Raw genomic sequence first — 23,543 nt, 5'->3', positions numbered from 1 at the left:
TGCCTATTCGACTTCAAGAGCAAAGCACCTACGCGAGCAGCATGTAGTTCTTAAATCAAGCAATATAATGTACTAGGCATTATGATCATGATCCTTCGATACATAAGCCGTACAACGTCAGTAACTCTGAACTGCCAATTATTTTCCTAAAATTAGTTGATCGTGTGCGCAGGGAACCGGTAGACGACGTTGGTCCCTTTTTCGGGTATGCTGTGGATCGAAATGCCGTATTCCCCGCCGAAATAGAGCTGCAACCGCTCCTGTACATTGGCAAGCCCGAGATGCTCGGTGTAGTCGATCGGGGCCGCCAGGTGGGCGGAAATTTCGTTCAACTGAGCTTCCGTCATGCCTTTGCCGTTGTCGAATACTTCGATCATCGTAAGATCCGCTGTCTCGTAAGCAGTGATCGCGATGATACCTTCGTCCGGAATCATTTCCAGCCCGTGGTAAACCGCGTTCTCGACGATCGGCTGGAGCGCCAGCTTCGGAATGGGATAGTCCAGCAGCTTCTCCGGAATCGACAGGAACAAGCGGAACTTGTGGTCGTAGCGGATTTGCTGGATTTCCATGTAGCGCTTCACCTGATTCAGCTCGTCGCGGAGTGCGACGACGTGTTCTCCCTGGGAAATGCTGTAGCGAAACATATCTGCCAGCATTTTGGACATACGGGCGAGCAGGGGCACGTTTTCGAGGATCGCGAGCGCATTCATCGAATCGAGCGTATTGTATAGAAAATGCGGATTGATCTGCGAATGGAGCGCTTTCAGCTGCGCCTCCTTGCGGATAATTTCCGATTTGTAGACATCGTTGACAAGCGACTCGATACGGTCGGTCATCTGATTGAAGCTTTGCGTCAGCTGGCCGACTTCGTCCGACCGGTTGACTTGAAGCCGGGTGTCGAAGCGGCCGGTCTGCACCTGCTTCATATTCGCTTGCAGGGTGCGCAGCGGCTTCGTGATCCGTCCGGCAATAAACGTCGAAATCACGAGCGCGATCAGGAGGGCAAACAAACCGACCCCCAGCGTTATATTGCGGACCGTAACCGCGTAAGCGGAGAGGCTGCCGAGCGGGTCGAGACTGACGAATCTCCAGCCGGTAGCGGGCAGTTCTCCCGCATTGACGAGCATCCGCTCGCCGTCGATCTGCAGCCAACCGGACATTCCGTTCGGCATTTGAGTGTCGTAGGGCCACACTTCTCCGATCTCTTCCGCCCGCTGGCTGTAGACAAGCTTCCCCTCGGCGTTCAGGATCGAAATTTGGTTCAGTTGAAGTGTCGACAGCAGGCGTGCGATGTCCATCACGTTTATATCGATGACGATGCCGCCGAGGTCTGTCGGGCTTAACGTGTTGTTGATTTTTCGCACCAGCGAGAACGTATGCGGCGATTGGGCGGTTCCGGGGTCGGCGAACGGGCGGAGGAACGGACCGGCGATCACGACCTCGCCTTGACGCGCGACCGCTTCCCGGTACCATGCTGCATTGCGGAACGATAAGCCGGTCCCGTATAAGGGCTCTTTGGAAATCATCGTCCCGTCCGGGAAAACGATCGTCACGTTCTGGATAGTGGCCTTGATGTTCATATAGCCATACCACTGCTCGAACTGCTCGAACAATGCGCTTTTCCAGCGGGTTAAGGCGATCGGCTCCTCCGGCGGTCCTTCGTTTAATAACTGTTGTACCTCGCCCGTATAAATGACCCGCGAGTACAGCTCCAACTGATCGACGTAGGCCTGCAACTGCTGCGAGACAAGCTTCATTTGGGTTGCGCGGTTGTCCAAGGTCTGCTGCTCGGTAATCGACAGCATCGAGACGTAAAGAATGCTTCCGATCAGGAGGAGCGGGATGGATACGACGACGAAGTAAGAGAAGAACAGCTTCTTGCGTATGCTTGCGCGCACATTTCGGATCATTTTACCGAGCACCGGCGGCGTCCTCCTTGAAGCTGAGCGGAGTCATGCCCGTATGCCGTTTAAACAGCTTGCGAAAATATTTCAAATCCTGATACCCGCACTTCAGCGCAACATCGCTTATTTTTTGCCCCGGGTCCGCGGCGATAAGCGCTTTGGCGCGTTCGATGCGCAGATGGGAGACGTATTCGAGAAAATTTTTCCCCGTATGCTGGCGAAACAGGGCGCTGAAGTAGCCCGGACTCATGTAGCTGCTTTGCGCAAGCTCGGACAAGACGATCGTTTCACAATAGTGGGCGTCGATATAAGCCTTCGCCTTCTCGACCGCTTGCCGCGTCTCGACCGCTTGAGTCTCGGAGTCGGCCATCAGACGGGCGCCGAAAAAATCGTGCACGGCCCGCCGCTTCGTTTCTTGCCCGATCAGGTTCGGGAGCGATTTGGCGACACGGCAAGCTTCGACGAAATCGGTCTCGTGAAGACGGCCTGCCTCATACAGCTCGCGGGTGCCGCGCAGCAGCGCATAATGATACGAGCCGTCGACGATGTCGGGATGGGCGAAGGCCGGCACGCTCAGCAGCTCGTCCAGCTTGCGCAGCGCCGCCTCGCGGTTTCCTTGGCGCAGGTGGAACGTCCATTCCTGCTCGGCGGCGGAGTCGAACGGAACAAGCAACGGGCTGGACGCTTGAAGCTGTTCGTAGGTGAGCGGCTCGTCTCTTTCCGGCTCCGGCAAGCTGGTTTTGATCGCAAACGCATCGAACGCCTGTTCGATCGAATCACGCAGCCTTACAATGCCTTGCACGGTTGAGCCGATGCCGGTTAGCCGCAGCTCGTGCCTGTCCTGCCGACGAACCTGCGTGAGATCCTCCGCTAGCCGTTCCGCCGTCGCTTCAGCGCCCGCCGCGATAAGCAAGTAAACGCCCCGGGTTCGAAGCACACAAATGCCGTACCGGTCCACAAGCGGCCGGAGCAGCTCGCAGACGCTCGGCTTATCCCATTCGCTCTCGAAGACGGCCGCGGTGAATCTATCGTGCGCATCCGCGAACCGGAGATCGGCGAACTCGGCCAGAAGCTGTGTCTCGTCCTGCATGTAAGCGCCTTCCAAAACAAAGTAAAAAAATTGCTCCCGCCATTTCGTCAGCTCGGCTTCCGTCCGGCGTTTTCGTTCCAAGTGACGACGTGCGACTTTGGCCAGCAGGGCGTTCAGCTCCTGAGGATCGACCGGCTTCAGCAAATAATCGTCCACGGTCAGATGGATCGACCTGCGCACGTAGTCGTAATCGTCATAGCCGCTGATCACGATGAAAGCGAGCCCTTCGTACTGCTCCTTCGCTTTCTCGATCAGCTCGAGCCCATCCATGACGGGCATGCGGACGTCGGTAATGATAATATCCGCCTCTTTATCCCCGATCTGTTCCAGCGCCTGCCGGCCGTCGGAGCATTCCCCGACAAGCTTCAGGCCGAGCCGTTCCCATTCGATCATCTTGATCAAGCCAGCGCGGGAAAGCCGCTGGTCGTCCACGACAAGCAAGTTCATCCTCCGGTTCCCCCTCTTGGTGTCGTTTGTTGTCTAGACATGACGCAACATCGTTCCGTCCCATGTACTTCTTAGTATACCATAGGAATTCCTTCCGTAGACGGGCTGAAGGAACCTGGGATTCATCGCGAAAAACTGACCCCCATCATGAAAGAAGAATGACACCTCGAAATATGAAGCGTTTTCACGTAAAGTTAGCGCTACAGAAACACGTTTCGCTTCGACGACAGGAGGTCAACAACATGGTTGCGGCTGCAACGCGATTTTGGAGCAAGCATTGGAAGGGATACGCTTTTTTGCTTCCGGTGTTTGCCGTGCTTGCCACCTTTAAGTATGTTCCTTTCTTCAACGCGCTGTTCATGTCGTTCTACGATTGGAACGGAGCCAACGTCAAGACGTTTGTCGGGCTGCGCAACTTTAAGGAAATGCTTCAGGACCAAGCTTTTTATGTTTCTTTGAAAAATATGCTGATCTTTACGGGAGCGGGCGTCCTCATTCAACTGACGGTGCCGCTGATCGCGGCGGTCCTCGTGTTTCATGTGCGGGGAAAGCGGCTGCAGAACATTTTTAAACTGTGGTTCGTCATACCGCTCGTCATTCCCTCCATCGTCATTTATTTAACCTGGCAGTGGATTTTTGCCGGGGACTATGGGGTGCTGAACGAATTGCTGGAGCGGCTCGGCCTCGAATCGTGGACGCACGCCTGGCTCGGCGAAAGCAAGACCGCGCTTTGGTCGGTGATCTTCGTCAATTTCCCGTGGATCGGCGGCATAACGTTTCTCCTGTATTTGGCCGGGCTGATGTCGATTTCCAGCGAGCTGTTCGAAGTCGCCCGGCTGGACGGCATGAACGTGTGGCAGCGGTTCGTCCGCCTGGAGCTTCCGCTTGTGCGAAGCCAGCTCAAGCTTGTCGCGACGCTAACGATCATCCAGCAAATCCAGAGCTTCGAGAACATTCTGGTGCTGACCAACGGGGGGCCCGGACAATCGACGATGACACCCGCGCTCTACTTGTATTTGCAGGGCTTCTCGTACAGCCGGATGGGCTATGCGTCCGCCATCGGATTCGTGCTCTTCCTCATCCTGCTGCTCATCACCTGGGCGAACAATAAATTTGTCAAAAACACCGAGACGATCGATTAGAAAGGGGGATATTGATGAGAAACCTGAGAACTGCCGTACCGCATTATGCGGTGCTTGCGCTGCTGCTCGGCCTGACACTGTTTCCTTTTTACATGCTTCTTGTCAGCTCGTTCAAATATACGGACCAGATGATCCATGATTTCTGGGGGGTTACGTTGCCGTTGCACATCGATAACTACGCATCAGCATTCCGTCAGATCGGTCCTTTTATCGCCTATACGGTCTTCATTTCCGTATGCATCGCAGCCGGGGTCATCTTCATCTCGGCGCTTGCCGGCTATTCGTTCATGCGCTTTCGATATCCCGGCAAAAACGTGCTGTTCCTGCTCATTTTATCGCTGATGATGGTACCCGGCTTTTTAATCCTCATCCCGCAGTTTTTGCTCATACAGAAGCTCGGCATGCTCAATACGTATCAAGGGCAAATTTTTCCGCCGATGGCGTTCGGCGCTTCGATGGCCACGTATTTGATGCGGACGTTCTTCGAAGGCATCCCGCGCAGCCTGCTGGAAGCGGCCGAAACGGAAGGGGCCGGCGAGCTGCAAATTTTCGGGCGGATCGTCATGCCGCTTTCGCTCCCTGTCCTATCGGCGGTGGCGATCATCAACTTTTTGGCTGGATGGAACAACTACATTTGGCCGCTCGTGTCCACGACGGGCGAGAAGGTGAAGCCGGTCATTCTCGCGCTCGGCACCGTTACCGGCAGCATGGATCAAGGCGTTAGCGTCAAGCTGGCAGGCTATGTCATTTCTTCGCTGCCTTTGCTGGCGCTGTTCATCGTCGCTACCAAACCTTTCATCTCCGGCATCACTTCCGGCGCAGTGAAAGGTTAGGATAGAATAATATCATACAGCTAAGGGGTGTTGTGCATGTTTATCGGGAAAAAGAGACGACTATCCAAAGGGGTGTCCTTAACGGTGGGGCTGTCTGTCGCGCTTGCGGCCTGCGGTCCTTCGAATGCGGACCAACCGAAGGGGACCGGCGGGGATGCGCCTAAAACAGTCAACCTGACGTTCGCCGTAGAGACGCCGAAGCAGGAAGAAACGAAAGCCGTATGGCAGGAAATCGTCAATGGCTACGAGCAGAAAAAACCGAACGTCAAAATCAAGCTCGACTACACGCCCAGCGACGGCGACGCGTTTCGCACGTGGCTGACAACCGGCCTGATCGGCGGAACGGCCCCGGAAATTGTTCCGAGCCGCTACACGTGGACGCACGAAGACTTGAACAAAGATCTGCTCACCGATTTGACGGCGGAATACGACAAGCCCAATCCGTACACGGATAACAAAATATGGAAGGATACGTTTACGCCGACCATCCTAAGCGAAATGAAAAATCCGATTTCCGGCAAGCTGTCCGGCGTCGCTCTCCAGACGCTTGCGATCCGCGTCTTTTATAATCAGGACTTGTTCAAAAAGCACGGTTTGCAGGTGCCGAAGACGTGGCCGGAATTTATCGATGTTCAGAAAAAGCTGAAAGAAAACAACGTGACGCCATTCGCCTTCGCCAACTCGAAGCCGGGCGACAACCATCTGCTGTGGGTCGTGAACCTGATGACGAACCAAATCGCGGCGGAGAAGGTCCGCTCCTTCGACTGGAACAATAACCGGCAGCTGGAGCTCAATGAAATCGCAGGGGCCGTCGACCAAGGCGTCATCAACCTCGAATCGAAGGATTGGAACGCCGTCCTGCCGATCGTGAAGGATTGGTCGCAGTATTGGGCCAAAGGGTTTAACGGCACCAACGGAGATACGGCCAAGGAAATGTTCCTGCGCGGCGACGTGGCGATGGTGATGGCGGGCAACTTCGAGCTCAAGACGATTCAAGATTCCAAGGCGAGAAAGTTCGAATACGGCACGTTCGCGCTCCCGTACTTGACCAAAGCGGAAAATCCGAATGCAGCTGAGAAATATTACGAGCTGGGTGGCTATCCGGATATGGTGTTCGCTATTCCGAAGAAGGTGACCGGGGACAAGCTGGAGGCGGCGACGGACTTCCTGAAATATTTGTCTTCGCCGGAGGTTGCCGCCATCATGGGCAACAAGATGTATACGGCAACGACGCTTGTCAACGTCAAGCTTCCGGACAACCTTCAAGGCTTCCAATTTGTCGGCGACCGCATTCTTGTCAACTTCTACGCCGCGCATATCAACAAAAAGCTGAATGAGGATTTGGCGCGAATCGGCCAGCTTTATCTCGAGAACTCCGTTACGTTGGAGAAATATGTAATGGAGATGCAAAAGACGCTGCAGAGCGGCATGGACGAAGCGATGAAAGCGAACAATTGGAGCAAAGATAACCAGTACGGCTCAAAAAAATAAGCGGCTTCGGCCGGAATGCCCCCTGTACGTGCATAACTTCGGCAGCCTCAGGGGGCTGATTTACAGGGAGGGAGAACGATGAACTGCATCGTTATCGTGTGCGATACGCTGCGTGTCGATCATTGCGGGCCGTACCATCAAGGCCGTCCCGTCAACCGGGTGATGAGCCCGGAGCAGCCAGACTGGGTCGTGCCGACCCCCAATATGGACCGTTTGGCGGCCCGGGGAACCGTCTTCGAGCAGGCTTGGGCCGGCTCGACGCCTTGCATGCCGGCCCGGCGGGACATTTATACGGGCCGGTACGAATTTTTGGAGCGGGGGTGGGGACCGCTGGAGGATGACGATTACGACCTGCCCCGGCAAATATCGGGCAGCCCGAACGGATCGTTGACCCGCCAGCTGGCTCAAGGCTATCCGGTCAGCTATATGGTGACGGATCATTTTCATTTGTGGGAGCAGGGGGCCGGTAATTACCATATGGGCTATACCGGCTTCGAGTTCATCCGCGGCCACGAGGCCGACGCCTGGAAAACCGATCCCGTCGACTTTCCTTGCCCCGATGAGAGAGATCATAAGGTCGAGCGGCATTTCCGCAACGTCCACCTGACGCGCAAATCGGAAAGCGATTACTTTTGCGCCCAAGTGTTTACGCATGCTGCGGAGTGGCTCAAAGTGAACCAAGCTCACGAGAACTTTTACTTGCATATCGATTGCTTCGACCCGCACGAGCCTTGGGACCCGCCCGAAGAGTGGCTGAAAAAGTTCGATCCCCGCGGCTATGCGGTCGGGAAATGGACGTCGATGGTGCCCTATGACCGTTGGGAGAACCATTATACCCCCGACGAGATGCGGCATGTACAGGCGCGGTATGCGGCCATGGTGGCGCTCACCGATCATTGGCTCGGCACGCTGCTCGACAAAATGGACGAGTTGGGGCTCTGGGACAACACGATAGTCATTTTTACGAGCGATCACGGAACGTACAACGGCGACCATGGCCGGATCGGCAAGCTGCAGACGCATCAGCACGATGCGTGCGGCCACATTCCGTTTATTATCGCGCATCCGCATCACGGCCGCGGGGAACGGCGCAGCCAGCTCGTCCAGCTTGTGGACATTTATCCTACGGTGCTGAGCGCCGTCGGCCGCCCTTGTCCGCCGGACCGTCACGGCGTCGACCTGCTTCCCGTGCTGCGGAACGCGCAGGCGCCTACCCGGGACTATGCAATTCTGGGCATGTTCGGCAAAAGCGTATCGATCACGGACGGGGAATGGACTCTTCATCAGTCGCCGGTCGCATCGAACCAGCCGCTGTATTGGTACGGTCACAGCACGGCCAAATTCATTCCTTACGGTCTGGGTCCGTTCGAAAACGGACGTCGGGCAGTCGACTGCCCTTCTTGGCCGATGCCGACATGGCTGAGCGATAAGCGGCACGATCCGAGCGAACGGATCAATCTGCTTCAGACGCGGCCGGACAAGCTCGCCGACATGCAGCGGGCTTTGGCGGCCAAGCTGGCAGAGCTGAAGGCTCCGGCCGAGCAGCTCGAACGGCTGGGCATATCCGGTCAATCCGGTTGAGATCGAGGTGTGCAAGATGGATGATGCGGATCAAAGCCGTCGTTCCTGCTGCTGTGCCGCAACAAGAGGCTCCGAAGTTTCCGCTGTGACGCCGATCGAAGAGGTTGTTCGTGCAGCACCGCCGCGGAACGATCCCAAAAGCGGAATGATCTATTTGCCGGGAGGAACGTTTCTGATGGGAACCGATGATAAGGAAGGCTTTCCTGCGGATGGGGAAGGACCTGTACGCAACGTTACGGTAAGCCCCTTTTATATCGATCCTTGCACGGTGACGAATGCGGAGTTTGAAGCGTTCGTCGCCGATACCGGCTACCGGACGGAAGCCGAACGGTTCGGCTGGTCTTACGTTTTTCATTTGTTTGTTTCGGCGGCAACCTCCAAAAAGGTAAGCCGGATCGTACGACATACCCCATGGTGGTGGGTAGTGGAAGGCGCCTGTTGGAAGCGCCCCGAAGGCCCGGATTCCTCGATCGAGGATCGGATGGACCATCCGGTCGTTCATGTTTCGTGGAACGATGCGACAGCTTATTGCCAGTGGTCGGGCAAACGCCTGCCTGCTGAAGCGGAATGGGAGTATGCGGCCCGGGGCGGACTTGTCCAGAAGAGGTATCCTTGGGGGGATATCCTGAAACCGGACGGACGGCACATGTGCAACATTTGGCAAGGCAAATTTCCGGATAAAAACAATGCGGGCGACGGTTATGCCGGAACGGCGCCAGCCCGTTCGTTCGAGCCGAACGGATACGGCCTCTACAATGTTTCCGGAAACGTCTGGGAATGGTGCTCGGACAGGTTTAGCCCGCGGAGCGCTTCCGCCGGAGAAGCGCGTGTCATGCGCGGCGGATCGTATCTGTGTCACAAATCGTACTGCAACCGGTACCGGGTAGCGGCAAGAACCGCCAACACGCCGGACAGCTCCACCGGCAATATGGGCTTTCGCTGCGCGGCGGATGCTTAGGAGCTTCTTTCTTGAGCGGCATTGTACGGAAAAAAAGGATATCTGAGGATGCTCCACGAATACATTACTTCGTTATTCTACGCTAATCAATGCCGACAAGGAGTGGAGTTTAGACGATGATCGACCGCCGCCATGATGTGAGGCCCGAAGTAAGCGCTTACCTAGAACGTATCGGATACGACGGTCCACTGGACGGAAGCGCGGCCGTGCTGGCCGAATTGCAGGAATGCCATATTCATTCGGTACCTTACGAAAACCTGGATATTGTGCGTCGCATTCCGCTGTCATTGGAAGTCGAGGATCTGATCGACAAAATTGTCGTTCGTGGCCGCGGCGGATACTGCTTCGAACTTAACGCGCTCTTCGGCTGGCTGCTGCGGGAGCTGGGATACCCGGTCACGGATTTCGTAGCCCGCTTCTGGCGCGACGAGCCGGCACCGCCCCCCAAGCGCCGCCATCAGGTGCTGAAGGTGGAGGCGGGAGGTGCGACGTATCTGTGCGATGTGGGAGTAGGCGGGATTGTTCCACGCCGGCCTGTCCAACTGATTGAAGGACTAGAGCATCAGCAGGGAGACGAATGTTACCGGATGGAGCGCGACCCCTATTACGGTTGGGTGCTCAGCGAGCTGAAGCACGGGCAATGGTGCTGGCTGTATTCCTTTACCGAAGAGCCACAGCTGCCTAAGGACTTCATCATGGCGAGCCATTGGTGCGAAACCGCACCCGACTCGGTCTTCATCAATCATGCCAGGGCGGCGATTCGTACCCGGGACGGGCGCAAGACGTTGGCCGGGGAGGAGTTTCGGATTTTCACCGCCGACAGCGTCGAAACCTTTACCCCGCAGACCAAAGAAGAGTACGCCGAAGCGCTGCGCAGTCATTTTGGCATTATTTTGGAATGAAGGAGGAGGACGCATGAGCCTTCGACAAAAAATCCAAAGATGGTTCAAATACTTCGTGATTATGACGAAAATATAGTTAATGCAGCATATTATCAATGAAGTTAATAATTAATGGGATAAAAAAGAACTGCCGCACCGCTAAGAAACGGGGCTGGCAGTTCTTTGCTTTAAGTCGGCTTGACATGCGCTCAAAATTTTGTCGCTTAGCTCCGGATCGTTGACGGAACGGGCCAGCAGGATGGAGCCGACCATGGTGGCGGTCAGCGCGATGCTTTGGTCCTCGTCTTGACCGGCAAGTCCCGAGACGAAGGAGAGAAAGCAGGAGACCTCTTCGGTAAACACTTCTCGTATGTCCTCGGAAGAGCGGGCGATTTCGCCCGCTAGGGCAGGCATGATACAGCCTTGCTCCGACGAGTCGCGGTGGGCCGCGCTCAAGTAAGATTCGATCACGGCGTTTAGCTTCTCCCCGTCTGACGCCTGTTCCGCGACGGAGCCGAGCCGGGTGACGGTGCCTTCCATCGCGCTTTTGCACGCTTCGGCGACCAACTGCTCCTTGTTTTCGAAATGGGCGTAGAAGCCGCCGTGCGTCAGTCCGGCTCCGCTCATAATTTGCGGTACGCTGACCGCCTTGATCCCGTTCGCCCGGAATGCTTGCGAGGCGCTTTGCAAAATTTTATGACGGATGTTCATTTTATGTTTTTTGGTATAAGGCATTATTTCTCACCACGCCTAACGATAATTGATGTGTATTCTCCATGATGTCACGAAGGAAAGCATTTGCGGAACGCAGTAAGCAGCTTGAGCGGGCCTTTCGTCCGGATTTTGCGAAGCAGCATGGCGGGAAGCGGATGCTCCATCTTCCCAAGGACGCGAATCCAGGTTCCGCTGTCTGCGTTCAGCTCAAAATCCGCTTCGCCGGTATGCCCCTCCGTTACGGTGATCGTCTGCTGCTTGATCACGACCGTTGCTTTCGCTTCTTCCTGACCGGTAAAGGTAAAATGATACGTTGCGTCCAAGTCCTTGGCCTGATGGCGCTGAAAGAACAGCGGAAGCATCTTCAAAAAAGATCGGACGGACTTCGAGCGCAGCCCGTTGCTTACCCGTTTCACCTGCTTGTGCGGAAAGCGGCGGACGACATGCTGCTCGGCATCGGAGCCGGGAACGACGTAGATCGTTTCCTTTTTGTTCTGCAGCGGCTTGACGATGTCCTCCAGGAATTGCTTGCGGTTGTTCCAGAACGCGCCGATGACGTCCTCTCCTGCGGGACAGACGGCCATGCAGTAAGCAGCCTTGTAATTGGCGCCGAACGATAAGCTCTGCCACATGGAGGCCGTTTCTCCGTCTTCGACTTTGGCGCGGTACGCTTTGGCGTTTTTACTATCCGCAATCGTCTCGATCCAGTTGGTGAACCCGCCTGAAAATTCCCGGTAGTTGTGCGTGTAGCAGGCCGAAAAATTAAAGTGCCCGTCCGGTTCGATGGCGCCGACGGGGCAGGCGGCGACGCAGAGCTTGCATTCCAGACACGGATTGTAGTCGATGGGCCTGGACTCCTCCGAAATGCGGGCGTCGGTCACGATGGTCCCGAGCAAAATGAAGTTGCCGAATTTCGGATGAATGACATTGCGGTGAATGCCCATTTGACCGAGCCCGGCCGCCACGGCGATCGGCTTGTGCGAAATGACCCATTGCTTGCCGTCCCTGGCCACCTCCATGGGGAAGCCCATCGGAGGATTCACCGATTTGATGCCCATCGCCTCCAGACGGGCTACAATCTCATGCCCGACATGCGTGATGCGGTCGTGCACATGATAAAACTCCGCGTTGGCGACGGAGCGGGCCGCTGCCCGGACCGGCTCGCGGTTCATTCGGCACACGAAGCTGATCAGCAGACCGGCATCCGGCAGCAGCTCGCGTATTTCGTGCCGCTGTCCGTCCAGCTCGAATCGTTCGACCGCAACGAAGCCGACGTCGTCCGCTCCCGCTTCCAGACAAAGATTGCGCAGCCAGGCGGCATCGAGGGCCGTTCCCCGGGACGTGCCGGAAGGGGGCTGATTGGCAAGATGCTGTCGGACGGTAGGGTGGTCTTCAAGCTTTCTTCTCATGATCATTATAGCTCCTTTCGTTCCAAAAACGAAAATGAAGAAACCGGATCGACGACCTAAATATGATGATCATCATAAATATTATAATCATCATATTTAAAACGGTCAATAAATATCCACATTTGCGGAACCCGCACCAGGAGGCAGGTGGGGCCGAATGCGCCCCAAAAATCACCCGCAGACCACTGTTCAAGCCGTGAGCATTAGTCTTGACAAACACAATATCTTGATATAGATTTGAAACTATCATCTACATATCGTGATTGGACAGGTGCCTTTCCGCGAAAGACACGGACAGGCTTAATAGGGAAGTCCGGTGCAAAGCCGGCGCGGTCCCGCCACTGTAAGGAAGAGTGTCCCTCCGAGTTCGCCCACTGGTCTTGCTGCATGGATGGCCGGGAAGGGGGAGGGAGCGATGACTCCGAGCCAGGAGACCTGCCTGTTCACTCGACACCCGCCCTACGGAGATAGGAACGTGTCCGGCATCGTGCTTAGACAGCATGTTTATTTACATGCTGTTTTTGAGACGCATTCGGTCCGTTCTGCGGGCCGGCGGCGTCTTTTTTTGCCGGGCCTGAGGCGTTGGCGGGAGAGAAAAAAGGAGACGAGAACCCATGCTGATTGCGTACGATTCCAGAACGGGGAATGTGCGGAGATTTATCGGTAAGCTGAATATGCCATCGGTTCAAATCGAGGAGAACATGCAGATGGACGAGCCTTTCGTCCTTGTTACGTATACGACCGGTTTCGGTCAGGTTCCGGAGAAAACGGCCGCCTTTCTTGAGCGCAATCACAGCCGGCTGCTTGGGGTCGCCTCCAGCGGCAACCGCAATTGGGGCGATGGCTTTGCCAAGAGCGCCGATCGGATTTCATTCATGTACGGCGTGCCGGTTTTGGGCAAATTCGAGCTTGCAGGGACGAAGCGCGATGTAGAAACGTTTAGAAGCGAGGTGGGCACCGTTGCGGCATATTGAATTGAACAACCAACTGATGCGGCGGGAAGCGGACGGATTTTTTCAACTGGAGAAGGACCGGGAGGCGGTCCGAGCGTTTATGGAAGAGGTGGAACGCAGCAGCATCCGTTTCGCCGATACGGCTGAAAAGGTCCGTTATATGATCGACAACGACTTCTACGAGAACGTGTACGACCGCTATTCGCCGGAAGAGGTCGAGGACATCTACCGGATTGCGCACAGCTACGGCTTCCAGTTCCAGTCGTACATGGCGGCGTCGAAATTTTATACCGATTATGCGATGAAAAGCAATGACCGTTCGCTCTACCTGGAGCATTATCCCGACCGCGTGGCGATCGTGGCGCTGTATCTCGGACGAGGCGATGCGAACACGGCCCGGGCCTTGGCGGCTTCGATGATGGAGCAGCGGCTGCAGCCGGCGACTCCGACGTTCCTCAACGCCGGAAAAAGCCGTCGCGGCGAGATGGTATCGTGCTTTTTGCTGGAGATGGACGACTCGCTCAATTCGATCAACTACGTGCTTGCGACGTGCATGCAGCTGTCCAAAATCGGCGGCGGCGTCGCGGTGAATCTGTCCAAGCTGCGCGGACGCGGAGAGCCGATCAAAGGCGTGGAAGGCGCCGCCAAAGGCATCATGCCGGTGCTGAAGCTGATGGAGGACGCGTTCTCGTATGCCGATCAGATGGGACAGCGCAAAGGCTCCGGTGCAGCCTATTACAACATTTTCGGCTGGGACGTTATGGAGTTTCTGGACAGCAAAAAAATTAACGCGGACGAGAAAAGCCGGCTGAAGACGCTCTCGATCGGCCTGATCGTTCCGAACCGGTTTTACCGACTGGCCGAGGAGAACGAGCCGCTTCACGTGTTTGCGCCATATTCCGTCTGGAAGGCCTACGGGACGCATCTCGACGACATGGATATGGACGAGATGTACGACCAGCTGATGGCCGACGACCGGGTGCGCAAGAAAGCCGTCATGAGCGCGCGCGACATGCTCGTGAAGATTGCGACGGTGCAGCTCGAATCCGGGTACCCATACATGATGAACAAAAGCAACGCCAACCGGGCGCATGCGCTTAAAAATATCGGTTCGATTAAAATGTCCAATCTGTGCACGGAAATTTTCCAGCTTCAGGAAACGTCGGAGATCGCCGATTACGGGCAGCCGGACATCATCCGGCGCGATATCAGCTGCAATCTGGCTTCGCTTAACATCGTCAATGTGATGGAACAGGGCAAAATACGTGAATCGGTCCACGAAGGGATCATGGCGTTAACGGCGGTCAGCGATATGACCCATGTCGCCAATGCGCCGGGCGTGGCGAAAGCGAACCGCGAGATGCATTCGGTCGGGCTCGGCGCGATGAACTTGCACGGCTTCCTGGCGAAGAACAAGATCGCGTACGAAAGCGAAGAAGCCAAAGATTTCGTTCGCACCTTCTTCATGATGATGAATTTCTACTCGCTGGAAGCCAGTATGGAGACGGCGAAGAAGACGGGGGTTACGTTCGCAGGCTTCGAGCGGTCGGATTACGCCGACGGCAGTTATTTCGCTCGTTACATTAGTACGGATTACCGCCCGGGTACGGAGAAGGTTAAGGAACTGTTCGGGCAAATGGCGATTCCTTCTCCCGAAGATTGGCGGGCGCTGCAGGAGGCCGTTCGCACGCACGGGCTGTATCATGCCTATCGGCTGGCGATTGCCCCAACGCAAAGCATCTCGTATATCCAAAATGCGACCTCCAGCATCATGCCAATCGTGGAGCCGATCGAGACGCGGACGTACGCGAACTCGACGACGTATTACCCGATGCCGTATATGAACCGGGACAACTTCTTCTACTATAAGTCCGCCTACCAGATGGACCAGTTCAAGGTGTTGGATCTGATCGCGGAGATTCAGACACACGTCGACCAAGGCATCTCGACCGTACTGCACGTCAACAGCGACGTGACGACGAGACAGCTGGCACGGTATTACATTTATGCGGCCCGCAAAGGCTTGAAGTCGCTGTACTATACCCGGACGAACCGGTTGACGATGGAAGAATGCATAAGCTGCTCCGTGTAACGACGACAGCATTCGAGCAAGCAAGAGAGAGGAGCCAATGGTATGAGCGTGTTGAAGGCGGTCAACTGGAACCGTCCGGATGATGATTTTACGATAACCTTCTGGAACCAGAACATCATGCAGTTCTGGACCGACGACGAAATTCCGCTGTCCGACGACAAAATGAGCTGGCTGACGCTCAATGACGACGAACGCGATTTATATATGAAGGTGCTTGGCGGATTGACGCTGCTCGATACGGTCCAGGGCGGCGTCGGGATGCCGAAACTGCTGGAGCACGTCGAAGGGCTGCAGCGCAAGGCGGTGCTCGGGTTTATGGGCATGATGGAGCAAATTCACGCCAAATCGTACAGCAGCATCTTTACGACGCTGGCGACAACCGAAGAGATCGACGGCGTGTTCCGCTGGGTGGAGCAAAATGTGTTTTTGCAGACGAAAGCGGAGACGATCTCCCAATACTACAACCACATCCGGACGCCGAAGGAGCTGTACTTGGCGATGTGCGCGTCCGTCTTGCTGGAAAGCTACTTGTTCTACAGCGGCTTTTTCTATCCGCTCTATTTGGCCGGGCAGGGGAAAATGACGAGCAGCGGCGAAATCATCGATCTCATTCTGCGCGACGAGAGCATCCACGGACTGTATGTCGGTGTGCTCGCGCAGGAGGTGTTCGCCGGGCTGAGCGAGGAGGACCAGGAGGACGCCAGCGAGACGCTGCTTGGACTGCTGCGGTATTTGCACGGCAACGAGGAACGGTATACGGAGCAGCTTTACGCCTCCGTCGGCCTAGTCGACGAGGTGAAGGCGTTTCTGCGCTACAACGCGAACAAAGCGCTGATGAATTTGGGCCAGGACCCGCTGTTCGAGGAGGAAGAGATCAACCCGATCGTCTTGAACGGCATCAGCACCCGGACGAAGCAGCATGATTTCTTTTCCAAAAAAGGAAACGGCTATGTGCGCACGATTCACGTCGAGCCGCTGACCGACGACGATTTCCGGTTTGAATAAATGGCGGCTGCCCATAGTGCAGGCAGTCTACTTTAAATAGAGAAGCACGGTTTGCCATTCGGAGATTCGCTTCAAGCGGATAGGGTAGCGAACCGTGCTTTTGTGTCGTGCCCTAAGAAAAAATCCCTCTGGTGTTCGGCATGCTCCGCAGGACGGCGGACACCGGCTTCCGTTCGCTCTAGAATAGAGAACGAAACGGAGGGAGGAATTGTTAGATGCGTGCAAAATCCATTATTTTTACTTCGGTCCTGATCGGCTATGTCGGTCTGGGCATTCTCAATCCGCTCGTAGCTCCGCTGATCCGTGAGCTCGGGCTTTCGGAAACGGATGCCGGCTGGATTGTCGCGGCTTCCTCATTTATGGTGCTGCTCACTTCGGCGCTCTGGGGAAGCTTGAGCGATCGCATCGGACGCAAGCCGGTGCTGCTGATCGGCCTGACGGGCATGGCCGCCAGCTTCGGCATGTTCGTCGCGGTGACCGAGCAAGGACTGGACGGAAAGTTTCAGCCTGCCGTATTGTTTACGCTGCTGCTCATCTCGCGCCTGCTGCTGGGAGCCGCGTTTCCGGCCGTCCTGTCGTCCAGCCAGGCGTATATGGCGGATATTACGACGGAGAAGGACCGCGCCGCCGGCATGTCGTTGATCGGCGCCGCCAACGGGCTCGGGCTTGTTGTCGGTCCCGCAGTCGGCGCGCTGCTGACCGCTCTGAGTCTGCTCGCCCCGATCTATCTCGCGGTGGTTCTGCCTCTGCTTGTCATGCTCTGGGTCGCCTTCGGCATGGCGAATTCCAAGCCGCAAGTACACGGCCAGCAGAAAAAAACGCTGCGCAAAGGAATACTTCCTTACCTTGCGGTCGCGATGATCGTCATGATGGCGTTGATCCAGACCCAGGTAACCGCCGGATTTTATTTTCAGGATAAGCTCGGCCTGTCGGCGACCGAAACGGCGCAAGCGGTCGGCGCAGCTCTGTTCTGCATCGGCTTCATGATGGCGCTGGTTCAGTTCACGGTCGTCCGCAAAAACCGGTTGACGCCCTTAAAATTGCTGAAGCTGGGAGTCCCAGTCTTCGCCGTCGCTCTTGTGCTGCTGGTAAGCTTCAGCCATATCGTCACGTTCTTTGCCGCTTTCGCCCTGATGGGGGTCGGAGTGGGGCTGGCGATCCCCGGCTTCACCTCGGGAGCTTCCTTGGCCGTAGCGAAGCATGAACAGGGCGCTGCCGCAGGCATGATCGCCGCATCCATCGGGATCGGATCGCTTCTCGGTCCGTTGGCCGGCACGTTCCTGTACCGGATCAGCCCGGAAACGCCGTTCTGGCTGTTGATCCTGCTGCTTGCGCTGCTTACGGGCTATGTATGGGGCAGCCGGAGAATCCGGGGGGAACAGCAGATCGTAGTTGACTAATCAATTGAGAATTATTATCATTTAAGAGGAGGGATGAACGACTACGGAGTGAGAGGATTCAGGTGCTAACGATGATGGCTGAGGATTTTCATCAAATATATAATGCATTTTTCGACGGTTTTCAATTGTCGCGCCGTTATGCCGACCGGACCGAACAGCTGCCCGTTCCGCGTCATGCCGGAGAAGGCGCGCTGCGCCGGTTCGTGCCGCGTCCGGATTTGGAGATCGTCATTTCGGATTATACGCTTTCGCGAAACCGGCAATTACAGGTGCGCACGGATTCGGCGATGGTCGAGCTTAGCTTTTGCCTGCAAGGGAAGCGGGAGCTGAACATTTCCGGCATGAGACATGAATTTCGCGCGAACCGCTGTACGCTGCAGTTGGTGGACCGGTTTCACGCGCAGTTTGACTTGGACGGGAACCAGCCGATGCTTGCGGTTGGTATCGGGATTCCAGTCGCGACGTTCGACCGTTTTATGGAAGATTTTGAAGGGAAGCGTGACGTCGATTTTGCCAAGCTGGTCAACCGCCGTTCGTTCCGCCTGTTCGAGCAGACGATCGAGCCCGCGGCTTCCGTCATCCTGCAGCAGATGCTGGACGCTTCCTACTCGAACGAGACGCGCAAAATTTATATGGAAAGCAAGGCGCTGGAGCTGCTTTCCCTGTCGTTTCATACGCTGCTGTGGGATCGCGAGCCCGATGATAAGCATATCCGGTCGAAGCTGAGCAAGAACGATCTGGAGAAAATACGTCAGGCGCAAGAGGTGCTGCTGCACCGCATGGATAGTCCGCCTTCGCTGCTGGAGCTGTCCCGAACGGTCGGTCTCAACGACTTTAAGCTGAAAATCGGATTCAAGGAAGTGTACGGGCACACGGTATTCGGCTATTTGCGGGAGAAGAGGCTGGAGAAAGCGCTGCTGCTGCTGAAAAAGGGGCAGGTCAACGTGAATCAGGCCGCCTGCGTCGTCGGCTATTCGAATCCGAGCCATTTTGCCGAAGTGTTCCGTGAGAAATATGGGTTCAATCCCGGCGAGCTTGTCCGCAAATAACGTGGCTTCCGCTTTTTGACCCGCCAGAGGAAATTCCTTTGGCGGTTTTTATTGCGCATAAAAATCCCGCCAACCGCCGAAAAAATCCGTGCAGGGGTGGATGAGCGGACACGGATACGGTAGCATACCATTTGTTGATAATGAGTATCGTTATCAATAAATCAAGAGCAAAAGCACCGCAAGGACCGGCGGCAAAAACAAAGGAGGGCCAAAAAAACATGCACAAACGAGCTTGGTTATCGCTTCTGCTTCTGATTGCGATGGCAGGGGTGATTGCCGGATGTACGGCAATCGACCCGGGAGCAGGCGCTTCAGGGGATCGGAAAAAATCCGAGGGGACGGCGGCGCAAGCTTCTTTTCCGCGGACGATCAAGCATATGAAAGGGGAAACGGTGATCAAGGAGCGGCCGGTAAAAATCGCGGCGCCTTATGTTTCTTTTGTCGACGACTTGGTCGTCTTGGATGAAATTCCCGTGGCCGCCCAAGGGATGACGATGATGAGCAGCTTCCCGAATTTGCAGAAAAAGCTCGATGGGAAGCCCGTGATTGATCTGGGCAAAGAAGTGAGCATGGAGAGGCTGCTCGCGTCGCAGCCGGATCTCATTATCGCCTCCGACGATATGGCCGATAAATACGACCAGCTGAGCCAAATTGCGCCGACGGTTATTTTTCCGTATACCGAAGATTGGAAAGGGACGCTGCAGCTGATTGCTGGGGCCATCGGGAAGGAAGAGAAGGCAGCGGCCTTCTTAGCCGACTTCGACCGTAAGGCGAAAGAATACAAAGCGAAGCTGGCGAGCCGCAGTGGGGAGACGGTCTTGTTCGCGATGTACGGCGGGAAAGAATTCATCACCTTCAACGAGCAGCGTGTCGCCGACTTTTACAAGGAGCTTGGACTGAAGCCGGTGCCCGGTAACGAAAAGGGCGGGTCCTTGTCCCTCGAAACGTTGGCAACGATGAACCCGGATCATATTTTTATCGTAAATAACTATGCTGCGCCGATTAAACAGGGCGTCAAGGAAATGCTGAAGGACAACGCGATCTGGAACGGAATGAAAGCTCCCAAAAGCAATCAAGTCTACTATATCGAGGATACGTCCATCCTTGGACCGATGCCGCTTGGCAAATTGATCGCGATCGAAGAAGTGATGAAGGCGATGGGGAATCGGTAAGGGGCCACAGTTGTGGCTCTTTAGCTTGTCGAGAAAGTGGTCAAATGGGGATAATAGAGGTTACGAGGGGGTGGGGTATCCACTTCCGACCACTGCTCCACCCCGCAAAGTGAAGTTGAATCGGGGAAGCTTAGTCCGATTACTGTGCGGGGACCCCGGGTCCTCGGGAAATTTGATTGGAAGCCGCTTAGTAGCGGACATTTCCCGAAGACAAAGGCGGCCGCTATCGCTTCTCCAGTGGATACCCCACCTCCGTTATTTTTGTAAAAGCCCACCTTCTCAACACTCTGGGGTCACAACTGTGGCTCCTTTTTTGGTTTATAAATAAAGCAACCGCTTGACAGGGGAACCGACGACTAGTAGAATGACTTTAAATCGTAAACATTACTATTAATCGGAGTGGTGAGATGAAGGAGAAATATATGTTCTTGCTTGCCTTGAAGCTGCTCGAATACGAAATCCGCGAATTGACCGAGTATTCCAAGACGTGCCGAGAATGCTTCGAGCAGCTTCAGACGAAGCTGGACGAGCTTTGCCGGTTTATCGCCCGCGAAGAGAATGAAGCGCGGTGGAGCGAATGGGAGCATCAAGGCGAGATCAGGGAATATGCGGAGAAATTAAGGGAAAGCTCGGTCAAGGCGCTCTGCGATATGGAAAAATATCAGTCGGAGTGCTTGATGCACCGGCAAGATATTAGCGAGTATATTGACCTTCTGTCCCGCAGCGTCGCAAGCGAGCTGGAGCGTTTGCATATCGGCCCATCGTCGAAGGTGCTTTTCATCGGAGCGGGGGCGCTGCCCGTGTCGGCGCTTACGATCGCGAAGAGCATCGGAGCGGAAGTCATGGGCCTGGATATCGATCCGCATGCGGTCCATCTCGCGAAGCATGCGGCCAAGGCGTCCGGGCTAGCATCCAAGGTGCGGTTTTCGAATCAGAGCTCGCGAGAGCTGCGTTTTACGAAAGAGGCGACCCATATTATTGTCGCTTCCCTAGTCAAGAACAAGCAGGAGGTGCTTACCGAGCTGCAAGAAACGATACATAACCGGGCAAAAGTCATCGTCAGATACGGGAACGGGTTGAAATCGATTTTTAATTACCCGTTCGACACGGGCGCAGCAGAAGGATGGAAGCCGATCTACCGGAGCCGGAGCAATGCCATCTACGACTATGCGGTCTTGGAAAAATGCGAAAGGAAGCGGATGCCATGCTGAGCGGTTCCTATACGCCGACGCCGTTCGGGCATACGTTAATCGTCGGAGCGGGCCCGGCTGCCGTCCATACCGCAGTTCATCTTGCCCATGGCGGGTGGTGCGGTCTGCTGGGGCTGATGAACCGGCGGGGCCCGCATACGACACAGCTTGCACAGGAGCTGGAGCGCAGCCGGTTTACGCTTGTTTCCAGCGTACAGACCGCATCCTCCGATACATATCGCATACAAGCAAGCATCACGGACTGGTACGAAGGCTGCGACCGACCCGATGATCTATGGGACACCCTTTTCCTGTGCACGCCAAGCGATGCCTACAACGATGTCCTTCGCGCTCTGCAGCCGGACTCGTTAACCCGTCTTAAAACGATTGTCCTGCTCTCGCCGGGTATGGGCTCGAACCTGCTGGCACAAAGTCTGCTTGGCGCATCGAAGGAACGGATCGACGTGATCAGCCTATCGACGTATCATGCTGCGACGAAGTTCGAGCCCGGCAGCTTCACAGCCGCCCGGACCAAAGCTTACAAAAAACGAATCAGCATCGCCTCCGACAAGCCGGACAGTATGGCGGTCCGGGATGTGAAGCGTTTTGTTGAAAGCCTCGGCGTACAATGCGCCGTGGCGGGTCGCTCGATTGAGGCGGAAAGCCGAAGCGTCACGACGTATGTGCATCCACCGCTGTTCATGAACGATTTTGCGCTCGATGAAATTTTGGGAAGCGGGGTCTCGAAGAAGAGCATGTACAAGCTTTACCCGGAAGGACCGATTACACCGGATACGATCCGGACGATGGTGCGGCTGTGGAGAGAAATTTCCGAATGGCTTCGCTCGCTGGGGGCAGAGCCGGTGAACCTGCTCCGGTTTCTCAATGATGATAATTATCCGGTGCACGAAGCGACGCTAACTCGGGACGAGATCGACCGTTTCACGGAATGGGAGCCCGTGAAGCAGGAATACCTGCTCTACGTCCGGTACGCGTCCATCCTGATCGATCCGTTTTCCGTTCCGGACGAGAACGGCCGTTATTTTGACTTCTCCGCCGTTCCTTATAAGCAAGCTTATCAAGACGGGAACGGGAAGTGGATAATTCCGAGAATTCCGCTGGAGGACTACAAGAAGTTGAAGCTGATCCGCGGGCTGGCGCAAAAAGCGAACATCGCCATGCCGCAAGCTTCGGCTTTGATCGAAAGCTTTGAGAAGAGATTAGGCGCGTTCATCCGGGACAAAGGCGCGGACCGGGTACACCCGGAGTTGCTCCGGGATACGACCTCCGGGGACGTGGAAGCGGTATGGCGCGAGATGAGGAGAGGCCTATGAAAAACGGTGTTCTGCTGGCGATTTTCTCATCTCTCGTATTCAGCGTCATGAACGCTCTTGTGAAGGCGGCTAGCGTATCGATCCCTTCCGCGGAGGTTGCGTTTTTCCGCAGCATCATCGGGACAGCGATCATTTATGGGATGATGCGGCACAGCAAGGTACCGTTTTCCCGGGAAGGCATTCCGCTGCTGGTGACGCGGGGCGTACTCGGTGCACTTTATTTGCTCGCGTATTTTTATACGATTTCGAAAATTCCGCTGACGGATGCGAGCATTCTGGCGCATTTGTCTCCCTTTTTCGTGATGGCGCTTGCCGTGTTGGTTCTGAAAGAAAAATTATCCCGGAGAGCGTTAACCGTCCTTCCGGTCGCGATTCTCGGCGCGATGCTATTGATCAAGCCGTTTCAGTTCTCGTCGTATTCCGCGGACGCGCTCATCGGCCTACTTAGCGCCTTCTTTGCGGCGGGGGCCGCCGTCAGCATTCGGATGCTCAGCCAAAAGCATCATACGTACGAAATCGTTTTTTATTTTTTGGCGACGGCTACGCTGGTGTCGATGCCGCTGATGTGGAACGATTTTGTCGTGCCTTCTACGCTCGATTGGCTGTACCTGATCAGCATCGGAGTCGTTTCTTTGCTCGGACAACTGTTTTTGACGAAAGCTTTTACGCACGAAAATGCCGCCGTTGTTGAAGTCACCCGCTATATCGGCATCGTGTTTAACGCCATGTGGGGGTTTTTGTTCTGGATGGAGGTGCCGGACCTGCTCACGGCTGCAGGCGGCGTTCTGATCGTTACGGCCTGCATCGCGCTGTCAAGGCAGAAACGGCCGCAATCCAAAGCATATTGACGTAGGACGGGACATATGGTAATTATTAATAGTAAATATTACTATAGTAA

General features: G+C 55.5%; 19 protein-coding genes and 1 riboswitch. Of the genes, 15 read left to right on the top strand and 4 right to left on the bottom strand.

Going from position 1 to position 23,543, the window contains the following annotated elements; translation table 11 throughout:
• Positions 1–152 precede the first annotated feature (152 nt).
• On the bottom strand, positions 153–1,922 hold the full coding sequence (locus ET33_RS02315) for a cache domain-containing sensor histidine kinase (protein ID WP_036675822.1): 1,770 nt from the start codon (positions 1,920–1,922) through the stop codon (positions 153–155).
• Positions 1,912–3,441: a response regulator gene (locus tag ET33_RS02310; RefSeq protein ID WP_036675819.1), complete on the bottom strand. Its 1,530-nt coding sequence runs from the start codon at positions 3,439–3,441 to the stop codon at positions 1,912–1,914. Before ET33_RS02310 ends, ET33_RS02315 begins: the two co-directional genes overlap by 11 nt.
• Positions 3,442–3,683: 242 nt before the next feature.
• Here ET33_RS02310 and ET33_RS02305 point away from each other — a divergent pair, with 242 nt between their 5' ends.
• From ET33_RS02305 to ET33_RS02280, 6 genes are all read left to right on the top strand, one after another.
• The gene (locus ET33_RS02305; RefSeq protein ID WP_051775053.1) at positions 3,684–4,583 is read left to right on the top strand and encodes a carbohydrate ABC transporter permease; all 900 of its coding nucleotides are present in this window, start codon (positions 3,684–3,686) and stop codon (positions 4,581–4,583) included.
• Positions 4,584–4,597: 14 nt separating this feature from the next.
• The gene (locus tag ET33_RS02300; RefSeq protein ID WP_036675817.1) at positions 4,598–5,416 is read left to right on the top strand and encodes a carbohydrate ABC transporter permease; all 819 of its coding nucleotides are present in this window, start codon (positions 4,598–4,600) and stop codon (positions 5,414–5,416) included.
• 36 nt (positions 5,417–5,452) lie between these two features.
• The gene (locus tag ET33_RS02295; protein WP_036675816.1) at positions 5,453–6,907 is read left to right on the top strand and encodes an ABC transporter substrate-binding protein; all 1,455 of its coding nucleotides are present in this window, start codon (positions 5,453–5,455) and stop codon (positions 6,905–6,907) included.
• 78 nt (positions 6,908–6,985) lie between these two features.
• On the top strand, positions 6,986–8,488 hold the full coding sequence (locus tag ET33_RS02290) for a sulfatase (protein ID WP_036675813.1): 1,503 nt from the start codon (positions 6,986–6,988) through the stop codon (positions 8,486–8,488).
• Positions 8,489–8,504: 16 nt separating this feature from the next.
• Positions 8,505–9,446, top strand: coding sequence for a formylglycine-generating enzyme family protein (locus ET33_RS02285; protein ID WP_036675811.1), 942 nt, complete (start codon positions 8,505–8,507; stop codon positions 9,444–9,446).
• A 116-nt stretch (positions 9,447–9,562) separates the two neighbouring features.
• Positions 9,563–10,348 carry an arylamine N-acetyltransferase family protein gene (locus ET33_RS02280; protein WP_036675808.1) on the top strand — a complete coding sequence of 262 codons (786 nt, stop codon included), beginning with the start codon at positions 9,563–9,565 and terminating at the stop codon, positions 10,346–10,348.
• Positions 10,349–10,486: 138 nt separating this feature from the next.
• On the opposite strand, the gene ET33_RS02275 is transcribed toward ET33_RS02280, so the two are convergent.
• Both ET33_RS02275 and ET33_RS02270 read right to left on the bottom strand, forming a co-directional pair.
• Positions 10,487–11,062, bottom strand: coding sequence for a TetR/AcrR family transcriptional regulator (locus ET33_RS02275; protein ID WP_036675806.1), 576 nt, complete (start codon positions 11,060–11,062; stop codon positions 10,487–10,489).
• Between the two features lie 47 nt (positions 11,063–11,109).
• Entirely contained in the window at positions 11,110–12,450 is a 1,341-nt protein-coding gene (locus tag ET33_RS02270) for an SCP2 sterol-binding domain-containing protein (RefSeq protein ID WP_036675804.1), read from the bottom strand.
• 252 nt (positions 12,451–12,702) lie between these two features.
• Positions 12,703–12,907: riboswitch (cobalamin riboswitch) on the top strand.
• Positions 12,908–13,064: 157 nt separating this feature from the next.
• Here ET33_RS02270 and nrdI point away from each other — a divergent pair.
• The 9 genes from nrdI (at position 13,065) to ET33_RS02225 (ending at position 23,493) form a co-directional block, all read left to right on the top strand.
• Positions 13,065–13,424, top strand: a complete 360-nt coding sequence (gene nrdI, locus ET33_RS02265; protein WP_036675801.1) for a class Ib ribonucleoside-diphosphate reductase assembly flavoprotein NrdI — start codon at positions 13,065–13,067, stop codon at positions 13,422–13,424.
• Positions 13,411–15,495, top strand: coding sequence for a class 1b ribonucleoside-diphosphate reductase subunit alpha (gene nrdE / locus ET33_RS02260; RefSeq protein WP_036675799.1), 2,085 nt, complete (start codon positions 13,411–13,413; stop codon positions 15,493–15,495). Before nrdI ends, nrdE begins: the two co-directional genes overlap by 14 nt.
• Before the next feature lie 42 nt (positions 15,496–15,537).
• Positions 15,538–16,500: a class 1b ribonucleoside-diphosphate reductase subunit beta gene (gene nrdF, locus ET33_RS02255; RefSeq protein ID WP_029191656.1), complete on the top strand. Its 963-nt coding sequence runs from the start codon at positions 15,538–15,540 to the stop codon at positions 16,498–16,500.
• Positions 16,501–16,715: 215 nt separating this feature from the next.
• Positions 16,716–17,900, top strand: a complete 1,185-nt coding sequence (locus ET33_RS02250; protein ID WP_036675793.1) for an MFS transporter — start codon at positions 16,716–16,718, stop codon at positions 17,898–17,900.
• A gap of 71 nt (positions 17,901–17,971) precedes the next feature.
• Positions 17,972–18,949, top strand: coding sequence for a helix-turn-helix transcriptional regulator (locus tag ET33_RS02245; protein ID WP_036676024.1), 978 nt, complete (start codon positions 17,972–17,974; stop codon positions 18,947–18,949).
• A gap of 218 nt (positions 18,950–19,167) precedes the next feature.
• Positions 19,168–20,121 carry an ABC transporter substrate-binding protein gene (locus ET33_RS02240; protein WP_036675791.1) on the top strand — a complete coding sequence of 318 codons (954 nt, stop codon included), beginning with the start codon at positions 19,168–19,170 and terminating at the stop codon, positions 20,119–20,121.
• Between the two features lie 407 nt (positions 20,122–20,528).
• Positions 20,529–21,332: an SAM-dependent methyltransferase gene (locus ET33_RS02235; protein WP_036675788.1), complete on the top strand. Its 804-nt coding sequence runs from the start codon at positions 20,529–20,531 to the stop codon at positions 21,330–21,332.
• Complete coding sequence (locus ET33_RS02230) at positions 21,326–22,645, top strand: opine metallophore biosynthesis dehydrogenase (protein ID WP_036675785.1); 1,320 nt, start codon at positions 21,326–21,328, stop codon at positions 22,643–22,645. The genes ET33_RS02235 and ET33_RS02230 overlap by 7 nt, the downstream gene beginning before the upstream one ends.
• The gene (locus ET33_RS02225) at positions 22,642–23,493 is read left to right on the top strand and encodes a DMT family transporter (protein ID WP_152570579.1); all 852 of its coding nucleotides are present in this window, start codon (positions 22,642–22,644) and stop codon (positions 23,491–23,493) included. The genes ET33_RS02230 and ET33_RS02225 overlap by 4 nt, the downstream gene beginning before the upstream one ends.
• Positions 23,494–23,543: the final 50 nt, after the last annotated feature.

Origin of the sequence: Paenibacillus tyrphae (genome assembly GCF_000722545.1) — a bacterium.
GTDB classification, from domain to species: Bacteria; Bacillota; Bacilli; order Paenibacillales; family NBRC-103111; genus Paenibacillus_G; species Paenibacillus_G tyrfis.
The sequence above is the reverse complement of the archived record's forward strand: the minus strand, read 5'-3'. Positions and strand labels throughout refer to the sequence as shown.

Excerpts from the sequence above, each read along its gene's own strand:
- ET33_RS02310 (WP_036675819.1), bottom strand. The coding sequence starts at position 3,441 with ATGAACTTGCTTGTCGTGGACGACCAGCGGCTTTCCCGCGCTGGCTTG.
- ET33_RS02305 (WP_051775053.1), top strand. The coding sequence starts at position 3,684 with ATGGTTGCGGCTGCAACGCGATTTTGGAGCAAGCATTGGAAGGGATAC.
- ET33_RS02300 (WP_036675817.1), top strand. The coding sequence starts at position 4,598 with ATGAGAAACCTGAGAACTGCCGTACCGCATTATGCGGTGCTTGCGCTG.
- ET33_RS02295 (WP_036675816.1), top strand. The coding sequence starts at position 5,453 with ATGTTTATCGGGAAAAAGAGACGACTATCCAAAGGGGTGTCCTTAACG.
- ET33_RS02290 (WP_036675813.1), top strand. The coding sequence starts at position 6,986 with ATGAACTGCATCGTTATCGTGTGCGATACGCTGCGTGTCGATCATTGC.
- ET33_RS02285 (WP_036675811.1), top strand. The coding sequence starts at position 8,505 with ATGGATGATGCGGATCAAAGCCGTCGTTCCTGCTGCTGTGCCGCAACA.
- ET33_RS02280 (WP_036675808.1), top strand. The coding sequence starts at position 9,563 with ATGATCGACCGCCGCCATGATGTGAGGCCCGAAGTAAGCGCTTACCTA.
- ET33_RS02275 (WP_036675806.1), bottom strand. The coding sequence starts at position 11,062 with ATGCCTTATACCAAAAAACATAAAATGAACATCCGTCATAAAATTTTG.
- ET33_RS02270 (WP_036675804.1), bottom strand. The coding sequence starts at position 12,450 with ATGAGAAGAAAGCTTGAAGACCACCCTACCGTCCGACAGCATCTTGCC.
- nrdI (WP_036675801.1), top strand. The coding sequence starts at position 13,065 with ATGCTGATTGCGTACGATTCCAGAACGGGGAATGTGCGGAGATTTATC.
- nrdF (WP_029191656.1), top strand. The coding sequence starts at position 15,538 with ATGAGCGTGTTGAAGGCGGTCAACTGGAACCGTCCGGATGATGATTTT.
- ET33_RS02250 (WP_036675793.1), top strand. The coding sequence starts at position 16,716 with ATGCGTGCAAAATCCATTATTTTTACTTCGGTCCTGATCGGCTATGTC.
- ET33_RS02245 (WP_036676024.1), top strand. The coding sequence starts at position 17,972 with ATGATGGCTGAGGATTTTCATCAAATATATAATGCATTTTTCGACGGT.
- ET33_RS02240 (WP_036675791.1), top strand. The coding sequence starts at position 19,168 with ATGCACAAACGAGCTTGGTTATCGCTTCTGCTTCTGATTGCGATGGCA.
- ET33_RS02235 (WP_036675788.1), top strand. The coding sequence starts at position 20,529 with ATGAAGGAGAAATATATGTTCTTGCTTGCCTTGAAGCTGCTCGAATAC.
- ET33_RS02230 (WP_036675785.1), top strand. The coding sequence starts at position 21,326 with ATGCTGAGCGGTTCCTATACGCCGACGCCGTTCGGGCATACGTTAATC.
- ET33_RS02225 (WP_152570579.1), top strand. The coding sequence starts at position 22,642 with ATGAAAAACGGTGTTCTGCTGGCGATTTTCTCATCTCTCGTATTCAGC.